The sequence below is a fragment of the Pseudodesulfovibrio piezophilus C1TLV30 genome, from assembly GCF_000341895.1.
GTDB classification, from domain to species: Bacteria; Desulfobacterota; Desulfovibrionia; order Desulfovibrionales; family Desulfovibrionaceae; genus Pseudodesulfovibrio; species Pseudodesulfovibrio piezophilus.
This window is the reverse complement of the sequence record NC_020409.1, coordinates 3,189,882-3,207,911: the sequence shown is the minus strand read 5'-3', so window position 1 is coordinate 3,207,911 and position 18,030 is coordinate 3,189,882. Positions and strand designations below refer to the sequence as shown.

At 51.2% G+C, this 18,030-nt stretch carries 21 protein-coding genes; 3 read left to right on the top strand and 18 right to left on the bottom strand.

The genetic code is table 11. The features are described from left to right. The first annotated feature begins 48 nt into the window (after positions 1-48). From BN4_RS14865 to BN4_RS14855, 3 genes are all read left to right on the top strand, one after another. Positions 49-759 carry a response regulator gene (locus BN4_RS14865; RefSeq protein WP_015416230.1) on the top strand — a complete coding sequence of 237 codons (711 nt, stop codon included), beginning with the start codon at positions 49-51 and terminating at the stop codon, positions 757-759. Then, positions 756-2,135 (top strand): sensor histidine kinase, encoded by a 1,380-nt coding sequence (locus BN4_RS14860; protein ID WP_015416229.1) that lies wholly within the window; start codon positions 756-758, stop codon positions 2,133-2,135. The genes BN4_RS14865 and BN4_RS14860 overlap by 4 nt, the downstream gene beginning before the upstream one ends. Before the next feature lie 174 nt (positions 2,136-2,309). After that, positions 2,310-2,741, top strand: coding sequence for an HMA2 domain-containing protein (locus BN4_RS14855; protein ID WP_015416228.1), 432 nt, complete (start codon positions 2,310-2,312; stop codon positions 2,739-2,741). A gap of 52 nt (positions 2,742-2,793) precedes the next feature. Here BN4_RS14855 and BN4_RS14850 read toward each other — a convergent pair whose 3' ends face one another. The 18 genes from BN4_RS14850 to BN4_RS14765 form a co-directional block, all read right to left on the bottom strand. After that, positions 2,794-3,969 (bottom strand): cation diffusion facilitator family transporter, encoded by a 1,176-nt coding sequence (locus BN4_RS14850; protein ID WP_015416227.1) that lies wholly within the window; start codon positions 3,967-3,969, stop codon positions 2,794-2,796. A 29-nt stretch (positions 3,970-3,998) separates the two neighbouring features. After that, positions 3,999-4,610 carry a hypothetical protein gene (locus BN4_RS17345; protein ID WP_015416226.1) on the bottom strand — a complete coding sequence of 204 codons (612 nt, stop codon included), beginning with the start codon at positions 4,608-4,610 and terminating at the stop codon, positions 3,999-4,001. 388 nt (positions 4,611-4,998) lie between these two features. After that, on the bottom strand, positions 4,999-7,137 hold the full coding sequence (locus BN4_RS14835; RefSeq protein ID WP_015416225.1) for a heavy metal translocating P-type ATPase: 2,139 nt from the start codon (positions 7,135-7,137) through the stop codon (positions 4,999-5,001). 88 nt (positions 7,138-7,225) lie between these two features. Then, positions 7,226-7,687, bottom strand: coding sequence for a hypothetical protein (locus BN4_RS14830; RefSeq protein ID WP_015416224.1), 462 nt, complete (start codon positions 7,685-7,687; stop codon positions 7,226-7,228). 11 nt (positions 7,688-7,698) lie between these two features. Next, positions 7,699-7,893: a hypothetical protein gene (locus BN4_RS14825; protein WP_157871430.1), complete on the bottom strand. Its 195-nt coding sequence runs from the start codon at positions 7,891-7,893 to the stop codon at positions 7,699-7,701. Positions 7,894-7,994: 101 nt separating this feature from the next. Further along, on the bottom strand, positions 7,995-8,237 hold the full coding sequence (locus BN4_RS17890) for a hypothetical protein (protein WP_162138618.1): 243 nt from the start codon (positions 8,235-8,237) through the stop codon (positions 7,995-7,997). Positions 8,238-8,444: 207 nt separating this feature from the next. Further along, positions 8,445-8,753, bottom strand: a complete 309-nt coding sequence (locus BN4_RS14815; protein ID WP_015416221.1) for an HMA2 domain-containing protein — start codon at positions 8,751-8,753, stop codon at positions 8,445-8,447. Between the two features lie 163 nt (positions 8,754-8,916). After that, on the bottom strand, positions 8,917-9,090 hold the full coding sequence (locus BN4_RS17840; protein WP_157871428.1) for a FeoB-associated Cys-rich membrane protein: 174 nt from the start codon (positions 9,088-9,090) through the stop codon (positions 8,917-8,919). Beyond that, positions 9,090-10,025, bottom strand: coding sequence for a metal ABC transporter solute-binding protein, Zn/Mn family (locus tag BN4_RS17340; RefSeq protein WP_015416219.1), 936 nt, complete (start codon positions 10,023-10,025; stop codon positions 9,090-9,092). Before BN4_RS17340 ends, BN4_RS17840 begins: the two co-directional genes overlap by 1 nt. Beyond that, on the bottom strand, positions 10,022-10,927 hold the full coding sequence (locus BN4_RS14805) for a metal ABC transporter permease (RefSeq protein WP_015416218.1): 906 nt from the start codon (positions 10,925-10,927) through the stop codon (positions 10,022-10,024). Before BN4_RS14805 ends, BN4_RS17340 begins: the two co-directional genes overlap by 4 nt. Positions 10,928-10,932: 5 nt before the next feature. Further along, positions 10,933-11,661 (bottom strand): metal ABC transporter ATP-binding protein, encoded by a 729-nt coding sequence (locus BN4_RS14800; protein ID WP_015416217.1) that lies wholly within the window; start codon positions 11,659-11,661, stop codon positions 10,933-10,935. A 1-nt stretch (position 11,662) separates the two neighbouring features. Then, on the bottom strand, positions 11,663-12,592 hold the full coding sequence (locus tag BN4_RS14795) for a metal ABC transporter solute-binding protein, Zn/Mn family (protein WP_015416216.1): 930 nt from the start codon (positions 12,590-12,592) through the stop codon (positions 11,663-11,665). Beyond that, positions 12,589-13,251 carry a DUF6162 family protein gene (locus tag BN4_RS14790; protein WP_041721150.1) on the bottom strand — a complete coding sequence of 221 codons (663 nt, stop codon included), beginning with the start codon at positions 13,249-13,251 and terminating at the stop codon, positions 12,589-12,591. The genes BN4_RS14795 and BN4_RS14790 overlap by 4 nt, the downstream gene beginning before the upstream one ends. Positions 13,252-13,253: 2 nt before the next feature. After that, on the bottom strand, positions 13,254-13,937 hold the full coding sequence (locus BN4_RS14785) for an HD-GYP domain-containing protein (protein ID WP_015416214.1): 684 nt from the start codon (positions 13,935-13,937) through the stop codon (positions 13,254-13,256). A 100-nt stretch (positions 13,938-14,037) separates the two neighbouring features. After that, positions 14,038-14,865 carry a DUF4198 domain-containing protein gene (locus tag BN4_RS14780; RefSeq protein ID WP_015416213.1) on the bottom strand — a complete coding sequence of 276 codons (828 nt, stop codon included), beginning with the start codon at positions 14,863-14,865 and terminating at the stop codon, positions 14,038-14,040. A gap of 95 nt (positions 14,866-14,960) precedes the next feature. Beyond that, positions 14,961-15,278 (bottom strand): hypothetical protein, encoded by a 318-nt coding sequence (locus tag BN4_RS14775; protein ID WP_015416212.1) that lies wholly within the window; start codon positions 15,276-15,278, stop codon positions 14,961-14,963. A gap of 13 nt (positions 15,279-15,291) precedes the next feature. Next, positions 15,292-17,796, bottom strand: a complete 2,505-nt coding sequence (feoB, locus tag BN4_RS14770) for a ferrous iron transport protein B (RefSeq protein ID WP_015416211.1) — start codon at positions 17,794-17,796, stop codon at positions 15,292-15,294. Next, positions 17,796-18,017 carry a FeoA family protein gene (locus BN4_RS14765; protein ID WP_015416210.1) on the bottom strand — a complete coding sequence of 74 codons (222 nt, stop codon included), beginning with the start codon at positions 18,015-18,017 and terminating at the stop codon, positions 17,796-17,798. The genes feoB and BN4_RS14765 overlap by 1 nt, the downstream gene beginning before the upstream one ends. Positions 18,018-18,030 lie beyond the last annotated feature (13 nt).

Below are 18,030 nucleotides of genomic sequence, written 5' to 3'. Positions count from 1 at the left end.
TATGAAATGAGGCTTTTCCGATGCTCTGACAGAAGGTAAGTGAACACCATGGATAACAATGGCGCGATTCTCATAATTGATGACGATGATGAACTCCGGGAACTCATCACCGAGTACTTGACGGGCTACGGGTTCAAAGTGCTCACACTCCCCTCGGGAGAAAAGGTGGTGGAAACCGTCACAGCAGAAAAGCCATGTCTGGTCATTCTCGACATCATGATGCCGGGCAAAGATGGTTTGCAGGTGCTGGGCGAACTGAGGACTGTTTCATCGGTCCCTGTGATCATGCTGACGGCCAAGGGAGAAGATACGGACCGTATCGTCGGCCTGGAACTGGGGGCAGACGACTATATGCCCAAGCCATTCAACCCCAGAGAATTATTAGCCAGAATCAAAGCAATCCTGAGACGGTACGAAATTATCGCCTCTGAGAACGGCACCAGACACTCGACCAGACTGATCGAGTGTGGCGGACTCAGCCTGAATACTGCCCGCCAGGTCGTGACAGTCGAAGAAGATGAACTGGAACTGTCCGCCACGGAGTATCGACTGCTCAAGGTCTTCATGAATAACCCGGATACCGCCATGACCCGCGACGAATTGATGAATCTGGTCTGGGACAAGGATTTTTCCGCCTTTGACCGCAGCATTGATGTCCATGTCCACAAGCTTCGTTCCCTGCTCAAGCCGTATGAAGCGCACGCCAGTCGCATCAAAACTGTCTGGGGAACAGGGTATATGTTCCTGGGGGCATCATGAGCATCAGCCGCCTCTACCTCAAACTCTTCCTGGCTTTTGTCGCTGTTCTCATAGCGGCGGATGCCATTGTCTTCAGCATTGTCCTTTCCAATGAAATGCCACCACCAATGATTCGGAATCTGGTGGAAAAAGCAGAACTGGGGGCCATGCTCATCCAGAGGGAGATGGAAGGGAAGGAAACCTCTCCCCAATCCATTAAGCGAACACTCACTCCTCTTCTAAAATTGCTGGGTAAAGGGTTCAATGCCCACATCTGGCTGACGGATGACGCAAAAAACCTGATAGTCAGCAACTTCGAAGGAACCCCTCCTGAAGTGGATGGAGAGTTATCACCTGTCACGCTGGAAGGGACATCGGTCAAACTCTTTGCGATACACACCAACTCATATCGCAGAATATACATCGAAATGCCCATGGTTTTGCGCAATCAGCCGCCGCTGACCACCCATGTTCTCATGGGCAAGCGACAACGCAAGGAAGAAGTATGGTTTTTCAAGGGGTTACTTCTTCTCACCGCACTCAGTGCCCTGTTCATCATTCCCGTCTCAAGACGAATAACCCGTCCCATCCTGCAATTGAGTGAAGCGGCGGACCGTCTTGGAAAAGGAGATTTTTCCCAACGAGTGCCGGAAAAAGGCAAGGATGAAGTCGCGGTTCTCGCCCGCAAGTTCAACCGTATGGCCAATCATTTGGAAGAAATGGTGAAAAGCGGCAAGGAACTGACAGCACATGTTTCGCATGAGTTGCGATCCCCCCTCGCCAGGATGCGCATCTCCCTGCAGTTGATCATGGAAAGGGATACAACCAGTGCCAAGGATACCCTTGATCGACAAGTTGCAAAGATAGAAAATGAAATCGAGAACATGGATGCCATTATCGGTCATTTGCTCGCCTTTTCAAAGCTTGATCTCCGAGAACCGCCACCACGAACTGATTCCATAGATGTCGCACAGTGCTTCCAGCACAAGATCGATCAATTCGATACCATGATTGAACAGAAAGCCCTGACCGTGACCACCAGCCTTGAGGGTATTCCGGGATACGTGTGCAACGCCCACGCAATCAGTGTTGTTCTGGAAAATCTGCTTGGCAATGCCATCAAATACACTGCCCCGAACGGCACCATGTCAGCGCGAGTCGCTTTGCATGATGGGAATATCGAAATAAACCTGAGTAATTCCCATGCCCCACTGTCGAAAAAAGATCTGGTTGACATGTTCACCCCCTTTCAACGACTGGACAAAGGCAGGGAAGCAGGCACAGGGCTAGGATTGGCTGCAACAAAAAAAATAGTTGAGAAGCATGGCGGAACCATTCAGGCAACCTATGAATCCGGATGTGTGTGCATGAATATCACTCTGCCGTATTCTTACTAATCGGCACGACATGGCATTCTAAATACAGGACAACCAATTCAGTCTGCTGAAAATGCACTGATTTTCTCGCAAAAAACATGATTGTTGATAATAATTCCCGATGATTGACACCCCTTCGCCTTTTCGTGCAAAACTCTATTTGTGACAGCACAGTTACAAAGCAAGGAGAGAGACATGAACGCAGTCGCAGAAGAAGGACGTATCCGGTTCAGAAACGAGGCCCTCAAAGTTGCCGATTTCGGTTACAAGGTCCGAGATTCCCTGCTGGAAGTCAAAGGGGTGATTCAGGTACAGGTCAACAAACGTGTGGGAAGCATTCTCATTCTTTTCGACAAGACCAAAATCACTGCCGAGAATATTCTGACCAAGATCGCCGAAGGCCTTGGCATCGACATGAACAAGGTCAAGGCCAATATGGCCAGTGCCCAGAAGACACTCAATGGCCGCAAGGCGCGCAGATACGTCAAGCGAGGGTTAGCGGCATCCTTGATTGCAGCCATCGGAATCGTCTACTATTCCGAACGCTGGCATGTTGTGGCGGGCAGCGCATTCCTCAGCCTGCTCGGAATGCACATCTATCAGAACCGTCGCACGCTCGCCAAGTAGCCCGCTCAAATCAAACGGTAAGACGCCTGCGCTTTTTATTATTGAAGGCGTCTTACTTTTCCTCACCTATACGGAGAATATCCACTCCGGCCTCTTCCAACAGGGCAAGAGCTGTTCCGGCATGTCCATCAGGCCTGATGACCTGATCAGGTTTAAGCTCCATAAGCATCTGCCCGACCATCAGTCCACGACGTTTAGGCGCATCCCTGTGAGGATTCCTGACAAATGCGCACTCGGTAACTGCTTTGGTCTGTCCATCCAAATCCTCCACCATGAACCAAGGGGCAGAAGCCAGTCCTTCGGCCATGGCTCCACCATGATCAATGACAGGCGTGATCCGTCGATGAGACTCACTGTGTCCGAAGTGTGTCCTCACATGGACCATGACAATTCGCGGAAACTCTTTCTTCACCAGCACTTCCAGACGATCTGCCACCCTGTCAGCGACCAGATGGTCATTGGTGCGCAGAAGGATATCAAGATTGGCGATATAACGACCACCGGCCTGCCGCCCGACACAGCCGAGCACTCGTGAGACCAAAGGTTGTTTTTCCACAAGCGAACTGAGATCGTGCACCAACTCCCGAGGCATGGCGGCATCAAGTAAATCTCGCACCGCATCAACCAAAAGCTCGAAACCGGCCCAAAGCACAAAAAGTGAAACCGCACCGGCAGCCCATCGATCCAAAGCAAAACCAAAACTGGCTCCGATCAAACCAATGATCACCACTCCCGTGGATGCACCATCCACCAGATAGTCCCGCGCATCGGCGATCAAGGCCGGGGACCCAAGTTTTTTCCCGCATCGAAGCTGAAAAAGCCCAAAGACAACGGCAACAATCAACGAGCCAATGGCAACCGGCAAGGCAAGAGCAGTGTCCGGTATGGTTTCACCACCAATGAGCGCATCCCGGCCAATCTCGTACGCAACCATAATCACGGCCAAAGCAATGACCAACGTCGCGATATTTTCGGCCTTGTATAATCCGAAAGGAAATGACGGGTGCTTTTTACCGGCAATCCACAGACCGACAAGTGCAGCCCCGGATGCAAAAACATCGGCCGCGGAGTGGACCGCATCACCTATAAGGGCGGCACTGCCGGAAAGAATCCCGGCACCACCTTTTACCAGAGCAAGTATCATGTTGAGCAGTACCGAAAGAGCTGCTCTTTTCCGTGCCGCGACAAGATCGTTATCACCCTCGACAGTGACAGTACGCTCATTCATGACAGTCTCTCCGGTTAGGCCTGATTCTTCTAAGCTTTCTCTTCCTCTGAAGATTCCTCATCACGATCCTCATCGCTTTCAAGCCCTTCTTCGTCAAGACCGGTAGCCGAAACGGTTCCTTTTTCCAAGGCTCGATCCACCGACTCTTCAAGCGCCTGTTCGCTCGGCTCATCGGAAACCAAAAGACCACTCACGGCGTTGGATATTGAATCAAGAATTCCTGTGCTTTGATTCCCACGACTTCCTCCGCCGCCAGCACCGGATCCTCCATTCCCCCCCATACCACCGCGACCACCGCCGCCCGAGCCGCCCATGCCTCCACCGCCTCCTCGACCTCCACCAAGGGAAGCGGAGAAAAGTCCTGGCAACATTCCACCGCCACCTCCTCCTCGGCCCCCCATGCCGACTAATGACATGGCAGCAATACCTATACCGCCGCCGCCCTGCCCTCCAGCCACGGTCGTCGCTGCTGCAACGCCGCCAAACAAGAGACTCTGCTTGACGACACCAGCGACTGCTTCCTGCTTGGAAACTTCACCGCCCTTATACAATGACCACATTTTGTACCCGGCTATTCCTGCGCCAACCAGTGCTCCCACACCAGCAGCCGCAAACGGATTCTTTGGAAGAAATTGCTTCATGACCCAACTCCTTGATAATCTGTCACAGTGTTATCACTCCCCTGTAACCTACTCTGATTTGCCGTTCCCTGCAAAAAATGAGAACGAGAACCACCCTTCATCAATTCTCCAACAAGTCTCATAAGTTCAATTATTCCATACCGATAAAGTATATTATAATTTCGACACAATCCAAAGGGGAATTTCTGAAAAAGGAAGACGGTCCACAGAAGAATCCGACCCGGCAGACATTCGAGATGCTCTGAGGAGCGCATTAAAAAGATCCGCTCCAGCATGTTTTTCAACACATCTGGATCGGATCTTTTGTGGCAAGAACGCAACGAGGTCATCACCATCTGTCAGGCATCCCTCTCAGAGAGGACTTCCGACATGGAATTTCGAGGGTGGCTTATTGTTCAGGGAGCATGGGGCGCATACTGTGAGCGCAGGTCAAAACCGTTCCTGAATTATGCAAAAAGGCAAGCATGGCCGGAGAAATGATCCCTGCCACACCGAGACCGATGAAAAGAGTATTGCTCCCGACAATAAATCGATAATTCCGCTTAATCCGACGCATGACCATCTTCGAAAGGGACATGGCATCCATGAGACTGTCCAGGCGTTCGCTTGTCAGCATCACATCACACGCCTCCTGGGCAATATCGGCTCCATGCTTCATGGAGACTCCCACATCAGCTCGACTTAGTGCGGCAGAATCATTGATACCGTCACCCACCATGGCCACAGTATACCCTTCCTCTCGCAGGGAATCCACCAGATCAGTCTTTTCGTCCGGCAAAACCTGCGCATAGTATTCCTGAATATCCAATTCAGCGGCAACATTCCTGGCCGTTGCTTCTCCATCACCGGTCAGCATGATGATCCGCTTCATGCCCATGTTCTCCAGCCGCCTGATGAACCGATAGGCCGACTCCCTGAGCGGGTCTTGCAGAGCAATGACACCGGCGAGCTTCCCACCGACAGCCATATACAGTGTGGACAATCCGCTCTCGGAACACCGAGAGATCTGAGCCTCAGCTTCGTCCAAATCAATCCCCTCATCCTCGTGGACAAAGTGCCTGCTGCCGAGAATCATGCGTTGACCATCCAGCGTCGTCGCTATGCCATGGGCAAGAATATATTCAACTTCTGCATGCTTTTCATCATGATTGAAACCTTCTTCATCGGCTTTCCTGACAACCGCGTCTGCCACAGGATGGGGGAAATGTTCCTCCATGCAGGCGGCATTGCGCAGGATAAATTCACGGGTGTAGCCATTGACCGGGCAGATATCCACGACCTCAGGAGAGGCCTTGGTCAGGGTGCCGGTCTTGTCCAGCACAATGGCATCGACCTGAGCCAATTGCTCAATAAATTTTCCCCCTTTGATCAACGCTCCGCAGTGGGCAGACTCCAACATGGCCGAACGCACGGCAAGAGGTGTCGCGAGTTTTATGGCACAGGAATAATCCGCCATAAGAACGGCTGCGGCCTGCATCCAGTTCCTGGTCACTGCGAAAATCACCCCGGAAAGCAGAAAGGAATATGGAACAATCTTGTCGGCCAACTTCACAGCTTGGCCGTGAATGTCCGCCTTCATGTTTTCGGAATCAGCAATAACCTGAGCAATTTTGGCGAATCGGGTTTCATCACCAACTCCTTCGGAGAGAATAATGATCTTGCCTTCCTCAACGACTGTCCCGGCATACACTTCCTTGCCCGGTCCACGCTTCACAGACAACGGCTCTCCCGTCATGGAAGCCTGGTTGACCATGGCCGTACCATCGGCAACAACTCCATCCACAGGAATACGCGCCCCGGAACGGACAATAACCAAATCTCCAGAAACAAGGTTCTCCTGCGGAGTCTGGACCTCTTCACCCTTGCGTAAAACCCAGACGGGTTTGCCATCACCCCGAAATAAGGAAGCGAGGTCACTTCGAGACTTCTCTCGAGTCCAGTCTTCCAGGGTTTCACTGATGTCGAGCAACAAATGAATGGTTCCCGCAGTATTGAAGTCCCGCATGGCCAGGGCAGACCCGATGGCTGCGGCATCAAGCACGGCAACGTTCAATTGACGCTGGAATAAAGATCGGACTCCCTCGAAGATCAAAGGTGAAACGCTGAAGACTGTCCAGTAAGGACGAATCGTCGCAGGCATGAACAGCCGGGTCATGTAAAAATTGAGCACTTTCTTGGCAACAATCCAAAAAGGATTCTCAATAGTTTCAGCTTCATATAAGGCTGATCCAAGCGCAGGCAATGTACATGCCATCTCATCGCCTGGAGCGGCGGTTCGACAGGTAGGAAGTTCCGGAACAGGAGGCTCGGCCATAGCGGCCCCCATGGCTTCCAGCACCCTCGCAGTCAGATTCGGGCAAGGGGAAAACAGCGCCAGTCCACGACCTGACCGTTGACTGTAGCTGAACTCTATCTCGCCAAGATCATCACCTACGACTTTCTGAAGATACTCCTGTATATACAGGACTGCCTGCTCGGATTCCGACTCAAAACGGATGCGACCGGGAATGCTACGGACAATATTCATACACCAACCATGATCTCATGCTTGTTAATGGGGCCGGTGAAGCAGAAAACCACGCCTGCCATGCACCGAAAGAACCAATGGATTCGAACTATTCGCCGGTAGGAGCTTTGGTCGCCGTCTTCTTCGGACTATTTTTTTTTGCCGTCGTCTTTTTCACCGCAGGCTTCCTGGCAGCGGGTTTCTTGGCCGCAGACTTTTTGGGTGCTGCTTTCTTGGCTGGAGTTTTTTTCGCTGCCGATTTCTTTGCGGTGGGCTTCTTTGTGGCAGCCTTGGCAGCTGTTGTGGCTACAGTTGCCGTGGCAGCAGCGGCTGCAGCGGGCTTCGCAGCCTCTTTCGCCTTCTGCTCATGCGCGAACTTGGCCTCGGCCAGATAATCTTCCACGTCTTCCTTGATGGTCTCCACTGTCCCAAGCAACTTGTCAGTCAGTCCATGTCCCCCTTGTACCAGAGATTGCAGCAGGTTTTCCCCTTTGCCTTCCTTGGCCAATGCCATACCGGCAGCTCCAAGCGCAGCTCCGGCAATCAAATATGCGATTCTGTTGATAGCCATAGTCTCTTCCTTTAAGCGGCGTCCTTCGAATGACCCATTTTATCGGCCACGTCAGCCATGGTTTTCTCAAAAAATTTCTGCCCAAGCTCAGCCGCATCTCCCATGAACTCCTTGAGTTCATCAGGATGTTTCACGGCCATATAACCGAGCGCCCCAACTGCAGCCCCCGCAGCAACCAATAGTAATTTTTCCGTCAACTCATTCATTTTCTTCAAGACTCCTTCACGTTGCAGGATGAATACTGCTACCATAGTGTAGAAAGATGGTACAACCATGAGAATGATTTTTAACGGTAACCGTTATAAAATCAATTCACCTTTCGAGAGGGGGCACCCAGGGAAGCAATCAAGAGGCCGTGGCAGACAACACGCCCAAGACTCAAGCCCAACGAATTGCACGCGAGCAAACCGCAGAGGGAAACAAGGACACACCCGGAGCGCAGAAAGAACTTCTTGCGGTCTCTGGGGTTTCGCTTGATTTGGACACCGTTGACAAGATGATCAACAGGACTGGGGAGGGTTTCAAATGTATTCTCTGACTTTCGGGACATCGGCACACCTTTTTTGTTCTTTGTGTGAAGACACCAATCGGACATTTGGCTCGCTTTACAAAAGAACACAGTGCCACTTCCGATTCCATACGGGTCGAGAGGACATTATTGAAAACGATTATCAGAGTCAACTTGAAACAAGCCGGAAAGGTATGAAAAAAGCGCGGCATCCGCCGCGCTTCTGGAAAAGGATCTCTGCCAGATTATCTAGACAAAGAGAGCTTGGTGTAATTCTTCGACAACTTCTGCTGCCCTCACATCATCATCTGTTGTGATCAGTTCTTCAAGCAAGGCAGGTGGCACTCGCTCTGCGTCATATTCAATCAATAAAGTACGAGAAAACAAATTCAATTGCGTATCCGTAACAGCTTCGGGCATCTCCGGCGGAGACTGGGCAAGCTTGAGCGCCTCGGGATCAGACATGATGGCAAGCGAGAACTTGATCCTTATCCGGCCCGGCAAACTGTGTTTAATCGACAAATATTTTCTTAACGCGGCAATTGTAGCAAAGTTCATTCTTCCCTCCTGTTGCGGATTACTACATGAGAGCCTGCTCTCATGCAAATTCTCCCAAAAGAACCCGAAAAGGATCAATCAACAGGGGAACATGAGAGAGCAGTGATTGACCATACCGCGCCCGTCACAAAGAGCCAAGCCCTTTCAAATCACGCTTTTCAACTTAGTCATCATGCGGTACCGAGTGTTTTTCCTCATCACCATCGCAGCAACTTTCCGTACCGCACCCGCATCCGCACCCGCATCCTCCCTTGGATGAAAACTTGGCCTTCATTTTGAAAAAAAGAAAACAAGCAGCCGCACCAATAATGATAAGAGCAATGACCGTATCCATCATCAGCCTCCTGTTGTAGTTTTCAGCGCCCCAAGCAACTGGGATAAATTATCGTCATACCAACGAACCAAAGATGTAACCGGGTCCACACCCAGTGAGGACACATACTTTTTCAACACGATGGGGACAGCGCCGCCTTTCCTGATAACCTGACGTCCCTTTTCTTCCGGCTCCCATGGACAAATGACCCCGACAATCCCTGATTGACTCAGATGTTGAGAAAGAGCTTGTTCTTCGTCTGCGGTCCACTGTCCTTCGGGTTTGAGGGTATAAAAGCGAATGCCCAGGCCGAATTCATCCATGAGATAGGTGTAGTCACCCGTCAATGCAGCAAGATCAACCAACTCCATTTGGGTGAAGGCGTTTTCATAACGACTGCGCAATTGAAACAATGCGGATTGCAACTTCTTGAGATTCTCCTCTATGGTCTGCGCTTCATGGGGAACCAGACGGGATAGATCATCAGCCGCAATCACGGCCATACGAGTCAGGTTAGCGGGACTGCGCCAGACATACGGCGAATACGCTCCCTCCACCTGGAGCAGAGGCACGCCCGCACCATATCCATCAAGAGGCTTGGTCACATCAATATTCACGATTCGGATATTGGCTCGTCGAGCCCACTGATAAAGAGGATCATCGCTCCAGGCAGAGGTCACGGAAAGCACCCCTGCTGCATGCTCTGCCAATTGGGAAAAGATGTCCTGATGCTTCTTCAGGTATGCCCTTTGCCCCTGCATTGAATACCCCTGCGGAATGGCATTGAGAACCCTGATGGATGTCTGCTCCGTCAGCGCCTCTCCAAGTGCTTGCACAACATCAAGAGAGGCAAGGACTATGGTTTCGCTCCTCTGAGCCGGAAGATCAGGGACTGCTGCCTTGGAGACGACAACGACAAGAAGTGAAACAAAGAGTGCCAATGTCAGTTTTTTGATCATGCCGAGGCCTCCTTGTAGGAACCGGAAACAGCCCGAATTCCGGCAGTAAGCGCAAAAAGGAATGACGCGACCAGAATAATTGCCCCACCGGACGGCACCGGTATTTCAAACTGCATGGGGACAATGATGCCAAGCAGGCAACTCACGGTGGCAAAAACGACACTGTATCCGAAAAAACCCTTGATGGAACGGCTGATATTCCGTGCCGAAGCCGCAGGAATGATCAGAAGCGCTTCCACCAGTACCGCGCCGACGATCTTGAGGCACGCTACGGTAATCACAGTAATCATGAGCACGAAGATATAATCGTGCAGGGTAGCATTGACCCCGCGAACCTGAGCCAGACTGGAATTGAAACTGGACAGCAGCATATTATTATAGGTGGGAATCCCCACCGCCATACAAATGGCCCCGATACCCAGAAGGACATTCATATCAGTGTCATTGACCGTCAGAATGGAACCGAACAGGATATTGTCGAGGACATGCATGTTGACCCGAGCTGTGACATAAAGCAAAACGCAGGCACCCACTGCCAGCGAAATAGAGAGAAAGACACCGATAACAGTATCCTGCTTCATACGCGTGCGGTTCCTGGTATAATTCATGGTCAAGGCAAAAAGAATGCAAAAACCGAAAAGAGAGGCATACGGAGCTGTGACAGGCTCCCCGAGAAGCACGCCAAGGGCGACACCGGTCAAGGCAGCCTGCCCCACTGCCTGGGAAAAAAAAGCCAATCGTTTGGAAACGACCATGGTTCCTATCCCACCCAGCAACGGCCCGGCAATCAAAGCACACAAAAGCGCATTGACCACAAAAGCGTATTGGAAAAATTCCGGCAATACCCCAGCCCTGCCCCACTCCATAAGTGGAGACCGAATAAAATCGTACACTGAATGCATGAAAATCAAGCCGCCTTTGCAGAAGAGGAGAAGATGGTAAAAATGCGCTCCGAGGTCAATTCCTGCTGCGGATCGCCGGAGAAAAGCATGTGTTGATTTATGCAGGTCACCCCATGGGCTATTTCCCGAACTATACCAAGATCATGATGAATGATAAGGACAGTCGTTCCGTTGTCCGACAATTCCTGAACAATGGAATGCATGACGGCAGCACCTGCTTTGTCCAACCCGGATGCGGGTTCATCCAGCACGAGCAGTTTCGGGGAAGGCATCAGGGCCTGTGCCAGCAGCACGCGTTGCCGTTCACCGCCGGACAGGGAGCCAAAAGGTCGATCTCTTTTGTCGAGCATGTCAACTCGAGCCAGAACATTCTCAACCAAAGTCCGGCTATCCCGTTTCAAGCCCATGAAAGCAGGACGATGACGTTGCCCGATCATCGCCATGAAATCGGCAACGGTCATTGGGAGTGAATCATCGAACTCAAGGGCCTGAGGCACATACCCCATGGTCCAATCATTCCCCCAGCAGATACGAATATCCCCAGTATGGGGCATTTGACCGAGCAGGGACCGAATGAGTGAAGTCTTCCCCCCTCCATTGGGACCGATAACACAATGAATGGTTCCGGCTGCCACCGTAAAATTCACCCCGTCGAGGATGGTGTTTCCGCCAAGTGAAAGACCGACATTCTCGAAGTGCACAGAGGGACCGCCCGTCATATGGGTGACTGTCATCTCAACCTCCTTGCTTGGAACTTTGAGCTTCGATCAGGGCGCTGGTCAGAGCTTCCAGATTGGCCCGCAGCCCCTTTTCAAAGCCGTCTTTGCTATATTCGCCGCTTGTCAAATGAGAGAGATGTCTGATGCGAATCCCTGTTTCTTCGTGAATGGTATCCACGTATTTATCAGGGAAAGCCATTTCAGTGAAAATAACGTCCACCCCAAGCCGCTTTATTTCGTCAATGGTCCTGGCAAGTTGGCTTGCCGTAGGTTTGAGACCATGTCCGGGCTCAATCACTGCCGTGACCTGAAGTCCGAAATCCTGAAAAAGATAGTCATACCCACCGTGAATGGTCGCACATCGAAAATCCATGCTCGGCAACATGGCGAGACGCTCCATGTATTCCGCCTTCATACGCCTGAGTCGAGCTGCATAACGTCTGGCATTCCTGCGATAGAGATCGGCATGCTCGGGAAACAACTCACTCAGTCCCTGAGCGATGGTATATATCTGGCGGACTGAAGCAGTCACCGAGACAAAAGTGTGCGGATTCACGATTTTTTTACCATCAAGATGACCTCCCACGGGAATCAGGGAGACATCCTTGTTGGCAAAAATGATGGGCAACGTGCCTTTCATATCCGCCGCCTCCACTATTTCAAAAGCGAATTCATCGTGACCTATCCCATTGACGACCAAGGCATCCAGGGTCATGGAGCGCTTGATATCTTCAGGTTGCGGCCGATAATTATGCGGGTTGAACCCCTCGCCAATAAGAGGGACCACTTCAGCCGTGTTACCGACAATCGCCGCGACAAAACTGTAATACGGATGCAAAGTGACCCCGATACGAGGAAGCGTTGTCCCTGCGGAAACAACACCCGCCGAAATGAACAAAAACATAAAGCTCATGTATACCAGAGGGAAAAACATTTTTTTGATCATTGGATATACCCCTCACCTTTGGTCCGCCGCATTTCATCCTCACCTTTTCGAGCCACCACCACACGCCAGCCCGCGTTGATGAGTGCCTGATCCGTGACCAAATCAGGGAATTCGGCCACGGGTGAAGCGTGAAGCCAGATCTCGTAAGGCACATGCGAGGATGCCCCTGCGTTCCCTTCCTTTTTGACATGTCCATGCAACATGATCAGCAGGAAAGAGCCGGATTTATCCTGCTCCATGGGACTTCCGAGATAGCAAGCGATATGCTTGTCACTGGTACTGATGAGACTTCGCGCCCAATCCAACCCACCATTTCGTTGCCATGCCGCATCCTGCACAAAAGGAGGGACAAACTCGGCTCTGAGTTCAGTGACCGAAGGCCAACGCCCGTCTTCATCCTCATGAAATGCCTCAATTTCGGGAGCTGCTGTATACAAGGCGTTGAATGTTGCCAACTCTTCAGAGCGAAGATCAGTAAATGCATTCATCTGCCATGAGGGAGCTTCCTGGACCGTAGCCGTGGCATGACGAACCATGATGATGCCCCCACACACTATCACTGTCAGGAGTGCCGCCAAAAGAACAAGACGGGTTTCCAACCCGGAACCGGATGGTTTGACGATGACCTCACAAAGAGGCAAAGGGTGTTTCTTCCCCATGATCATGCAACATCCTTATTCTTATGCAATGAACACAAATAGGTCTTGATAATTCCCTTCACACTGAACAGGGCATTGACAACCACCGGATCAAACTGAGAACCGGAACAATCGTAGATTTCCTGGAGCGCTTCTTCATAAAACATGGCCCGTCGATAGGGACGGTCCTGCAACATGGCTGAAAGACTGTCCGCCACAGCGATAATACGAGCGCCAAGAGGAATATTCCGCGCACGAAGTCCATCCGGATAGCCATTCCCGTCAAACCGTTCATGATGGTGCAGAATCATTTTTACAATGCCGTTCTTTCCGGCAAAGGGAGCGACTGGAGCCATGATTTGTGCGCCTATGACCGGGTGTTTCTTGATGATATTGAATTCCTTTCGAGTCAATGGTCCACGTTTCTTCAGGATGGCATCCTGAATACCGACCTTCCCGATATCATGCAGATGCCCTGCAAGGTGAAGAATGTCCGACTGCTTTGCGCTCAGCCCCATTTGCTGGCCAATGGTTTGGGACATGACGGCGACCTCCTCGGAATGGGAGTGAGTACTGTGATCCTTGGCATCAATGATATGGCTCAAGGATTCCGCGAATTGGTGTACCGTCATCTGGACTGCATCCAGCACCTGGAATTCGCAAATATCCTCAAGTTCAATGGCTCGCATCTGAGGGAGGTTCGTCATGTTCACCTGCTTTGAAATGTCGTGGTGTGGCGGGCTGGTATGGTAAAACCCGCCACACCTTCTGGAGGCGCTCGCTAGAGAGACAGAGAGAGCTTATTCGTTATTTCATATCCACGGCTTTGACCCAGATGACTGCGTCCTGACCGAGTTCCTTGCCTTTGTATTCTTTTTCAGGACCGACTCCGAGTGCGGCAAAGCCCCACCAACCGGCTTTGGGAATGCCAAAGGCAATGTACCCATTGGCATCGGAATAGATTGTCTGAGTGACAAAAGCATCGTGAGGGTATTCAACAGTGCCTTCAGCAGGCATGGAGTTGGTGCTGAGATCCGGCATGTGGTTCATGAATTCGACTTCCACTTCCGCGCCAGCAACAGGTTTGCCCTCGGACAAGACCTGAGCCTTGAAAACATTTCCTGTCCACAAACCGTAAGGCTTGATGAGAGGCACGATTTCGCACGGCAAGCCGACAGGGTCAGCCCAATTTCCGGGAACGCCGCCGACATTCAGGATCAGCTTGGTGATCTGCTGCATGTAGACGCCTTCTTCCTTTTCGAAATAGTGTCCGGGCTTCATGACAAAGACATAATCGCCCATGGAACGGACGACTTTTTTGGGAATCATGGCAGAAAAGGCAGGAGCCTTCGCATGCGGATTGGCCCACTCGATATCTTTTAGATACCCTTTCAAATCAGTTTTTTTGACCTTTGAATCACCGCGTTGGGTGAGTACATAAAATTCCTCAATACCGCCCATGTCCATCATGTGCCCAGCCTCAGCAGGGTGGGTAAACAAGACACGCATGTCTAGATCCGAACCGCTGTGCAAAGCGACTTCCGGGGTGTACATCACCATGAAGTGGGCAAAGGCTGACCCCACCACAGTCAGGACGCATACGGCAGTGAGAAAGGGAATCAAACGCTTTTTCATGTCATGCTCTCCTTGTTAATTGAAAATGAGTCTTATTCTCATTTTAGTCATTATGAAAAAGCGCAGAGAAGACATCCTCCCTACGCTCTCTTCACCTATTCGACGATGTCCGCACCATTCACTTCAACGGTATGGCCTTCACCGGCATCAAAAATAACCATGTACGCTTCTGCGGGCTTCTCGAAACTGAATTCGCTGTCTTCATTCATATTTCCTGAAGTCAATTCTTTACCATCACTGCTTTTAACAGTTATTTTGACACCCGAAGCAGAAGACCCATCGGAAAATCCGCCTTCGCAGGTCACGGTGTTATCGCCATTGTCAAAACAACTCATCAGCGGACTGTGAGCAAAGGCATTGCCTGCAAAGGCGACCAATGCGGCCAAAGTTAATACAATCATCATTTTTTTCATGTCATACTCCTCCTTAAGAGCAATGTTCTTTGACAGATGTCGGGGTAATTATCTCAGTCTCTTTTTCCTCGCGAGTGGGAATCAAAGCCATGCCTAATGTCGTGGCGACGCATAAGCCATAAAAAGCCCACATGGCCTGGAATCCGCTCAGGCCAAGAAGGCTTCCGCCAGTAAAAACCAGACTGGCCACAAACAAACCGAGTAATGTCTGATAGCCGATGGAAAACAACATCCACCCGGTAGAATTCGACTGATGCTTGACCATGATGGATGTCGGCACGCAGGGGGGATACAAGGCCATGAACAGCATCAACGCCAGGGCGTGAAGCGAGGTAAAACCGACTTCCCCGGCTTTCATGGTCTCCTGAACAGACTGCCCTGATCCATCGATACCATAAATGGAACCAAGGGTTGCCGCGCTATTTTCCTTAGCCGCAAAAGCGGAGAGCAAGGCGATATTGATACGCCAGTTGAATCCGGCAAATTGCGTCACCGGCTCCAAGGCACGCCCCATGGTTCCCAGGAAGCTTGACTCAAACCGCTCAGCCCGAATCTCACGACGCACGGACTTCCGTGCTCGAACCACTTTTTTCAGCGCCTTATTGAGCTTTTTCCCGTCCTTGCCCTTGCGTTTGACCACAGCGTAGTAAACGGGATTTTTCGCTTCAAATTCCGCATTGATGGCAGCGGACTGTTCTTTGTCCGTCACCCCTATCTTCGAATGCTTCAATGCCTCGCCGAAAAGAATAATCGGCAAAACGTCATCAGTGGTAATGACATCCTTGTATTCAGTCTTGTCCGCCTGTTTCACAAAAGCCTGAATGGCACTGTCTCGAACTTCCTCATAGTGAGCTTGCCTCTCTGCCGACAAACCCGGAAAGTTGATGAGCACAAAAACAACTACAGCAACAGCCGAAACCACCGTCACAATCTTTTTCATGAACATCCAGATGCGTTCCAAAGACCGCCTCAACACGCCCTGGAGAGTCGGCACATGATACGGAGGCATTTCCATGATGAACGGGGCGCTCTCCCGCTTCTTGAGCACAGTCAATGACAGGAGTTTTGCGACGGGAAGTGCCATAAACAGTGTCACCGTGGCGATAAAGAACATGGCTAACCCGCCCACATCTGCAAAATAAGCCCCAATCAATATGAGATAAAGAGGGACTTTCGCGAGACAATTCATCATGGGGACAATGAGAATGGTCGCTAACCGCGCCCGTTCATCAGGGATCGCTTTGGTCGCCATGACACCGGGAATAGCGCAACCGCCCACATAGACACCGCCAAGGATCATGGGCAATGTGGATTGTCCATGCAATCCGAAACGCCGAAACAGGCGATCCAGAATAAAAGCCATTCGTGGCATGTATCCACTATCTTCCAATGCGGCGATAAGACTGAAAAGCAAAAAAAAGATCGGCAGATAATTCAGAATGGCTGTCGTGGATTTAACGACCCACTGCGCCAGGGCTCGTAGGAGGGGATCGACCATGAAACCGGGGGCAGGCAGCACACTGGCTGCAAAATTCTCAAGTCCTCCCCAAAGCGGCCAGACTTTTTGGGCAAGCCAGCCTCCGAAAACGATGGAGACTTCATACAAGACCATCAGGATGCACATGAGAATGATGGGGCCAAGGATACGATTGCAGATATATCTATCAGCCCGGTCAGACAAACTTCTCTTGGGATTCTGAGGCAGTACCACCACTTTTTTCGCGATATTGGCGCACATTCCGTGCCGAGTGAATGCTATGTGGCGTTCGGCACTGTTACCGGATACTTTTTCGAAGCGCTCACGGCACTGAGCCGTCCTGATAAGAACCTGCTCCGCATCAGGATGTGTTCGCCGAAGCAATTGAATAGCCTCGGCGTCATCTTCCAACAACTTGATGGCAAACCAGCGGACCGGATACTGCACGCTGAGGACCGGGTCCTCCACCAGCAGTGTTTCCAACTCGGAGATGTGCTCTTCAAGCCCTTTGTAATCGATCTTGAAAAACCCATCGGAGGGATTTTCTCGGGCCTTTTCCACTGCGACTTGCAGGGCTTCACGCCCTTCACCTTTCTTGGCTGTGGTCGGGACAACTGGAATACCCAGGATTTTTTCCAACCCAGCAATATCAATGGTCTGGTTGCGCCGCTCAGCAACATCCATCATGTTCAGATTGAGGAGTGTCGGCACCTCCATTTCCAGAAGTTGCAGAGTCAGGTAGAGATTTCGCTTGAGATTTGATGCATCTGCGACATCGATAACCACGCCGGGGTTGTCCCCAAGCAGGAAATCACGCGAGACACGCTCTTCCAGAGAATATGATGTCAGACTGTACGTTCCGGGGAGATCAACCAGTTCAACGCGGGTTGTCCCCATTTTGAACGAACCTGATTTTTTTTCAACAGTGACACCGGGGTAGTTGGCAACATGCTGCCGAGCCCCCGTAAGCATATTGAAAACTGTGGATTTTCCACAATTCGGCTGCCCAGCCAGGGCAACAAGCAAATTTTTGGCAGCCATTATCTCTCCACCTCAATATGCTTGGCTTCATTGTGGCGAATCGAAACATGGTATCCGTCAAGGTGCAATTCCACTGGATCGACCAGTGGAGCATTGCGCACCACCTCAATTTCAGCCCCAGGATAAAATCCAAGATCCATGAGCCGTTGCCCGAGAGCACCGACTGCGGTCAGGTCCGTCATGGTGCAACGGGAGCCTGGCTTGAGTTCATTCAGAGTCATGCCGCCCTCCTTG

Bases quoted from the DNA above. Each gene is read 5' to 3' on its own strand.
- BN4_RS14865 (WP_015416230.1), top strand. From the start codon at position 49: ATGGATAACAATGGCGCGATTCTCATAATTGATGACGATGATGAACTC.
- BN4_RS14860 (WP_015416229.1), top strand. From the start codon at position 756: ATGAGCATCAGCCGCCTCTACCTCAAACTCTTCCTGGCTTTTGTCGCT.
- BN4_RS14855 (WP_015416228.1), top strand. From the start codon at position 2,310: ATGAACGCAGTCGCAGAAGAAGGACGTATCCGGTTCAGAAACGAGGCC.
- BN4_RS14850 (WP_015416227.1), bottom strand. From the start codon at position 3,969: ATGAATGAGCGTACTGTCACTGTCGAGGGTGATAACGATCTTGTCGCG.
- BN4_RS17345 (WP_015416226.1), bottom strand. From the start codon at position 4,610: ATGAAGCAATTTCTTCCAAAGAATCCGTTTGCGGCTGCTGGTGTGGGA.
- BN4_RS14835 (WP_015416225.1), bottom strand. From the start codon at position 7,137: ATGAATATTGTCCGTAGCATTCCCGGTCGCATCCGTTTTGAGTCGGAA.
- BN4_RS14830 (WP_015416224.1), bottom strand. From the start codon at position 7,687: ATGGCTATCAACAGAATCGCATATTTGATTGCCGGAGCTGCGCTTGGA.
- BN4_RS14825 (WP_157871430.1), bottom strand. From the start codon at position 7,893: ATGAATGAGTTGACGGAAAAATTACTATTGGTTGCTGCGGGGGCTGCA.
- BN4_RS17890 (WP_162138618.1), bottom strand. From the start codon at position 8,237: ATGTCCCGAAAGTCAGAGAATACATTTGAAACCCTCCCCAGTCCTGTT.
- BN4_RS14815 (WP_015416221.1), bottom strand. From the start codon at position 8,753: ATGAACTTTGCTACAATTGCCGCGTTAAGAAAATATTTGTCGATTAAA.
- BN4_RS17840 (WP_157871428.1), bottom strand. From the start codon at position 9,090: ATGATGGATACGGTCATTGCTCTTATCATTATTGGTGCGGCTGCTTGT.
- BN4_RS17340 (WP_015416219.1), bottom strand. From the start codon at position 10,025: ATGATCAAAAAACTGACATTGGCACTCTTTGTTTCACTTCTTGTCGTT.
- BN4_RS14805 (WP_015416218.1), bottom strand. From the start codon at position 10,927: ATGCATTCAGTGTACGATTTTATTCGGTCTCCACTTATGGAGTGGGGC.
- BN4_RS14800 (WP_015416217.1), bottom strand. From the start codon at position 11,661: ATGACAGTCACCCATATGACGGGCGGTCCCTCTGTGCACTTCGAGAAT.
- BN4_RS14795 (WP_015416216.1), bottom strand. From the start codon at position 12,592: ATGATCAAAAAAATGTTTTTCCCTCTGGTATACATGAGCTTTATGTTT.
- BN4_RS14790 (WP_041721150.1), bottom strand. From the start codon at position 13,251: ATGGGGAAGAAACACCCTTTGCCTCTTTGTGAGGTCATCGTCAAACCA.
- BN4_RS14785 (WP_015416214.1), bottom strand. From the start codon at position 13,937: ATGACGAACCTCCCTCAGATGCGAGCCATTGAACTTGAGGATATTTGC.
- BN4_RS14780 (WP_015416213.1), bottom strand. From the start codon at position 14,865: ATGAAAAAGCGTTTGATTCCCTTTCTCACTGCCGTATGCGTCCTGACT.
- BN4_RS14775 (WP_015416212.1), bottom strand. From the start codon at position 15,278: ATGAAAAAAATGATGATTGTATTAACTTTGGCCGCATTGGTCGCCTTT.
- feoB (WP_015416211.1), bottom strand. From the start codon at position 17,796: ATGGCTGCCAAAAATTTGCTTGTTGCCCTGGCTGGGCAGCCGAATTGT.
- BN4_RS14765 (WP_015416210.1), bottom strand. From the start codon at position 18,017: ATGACTCTGAATGAACTCAAGCCAGGCTCCCGTTGCACCATGACGGAC.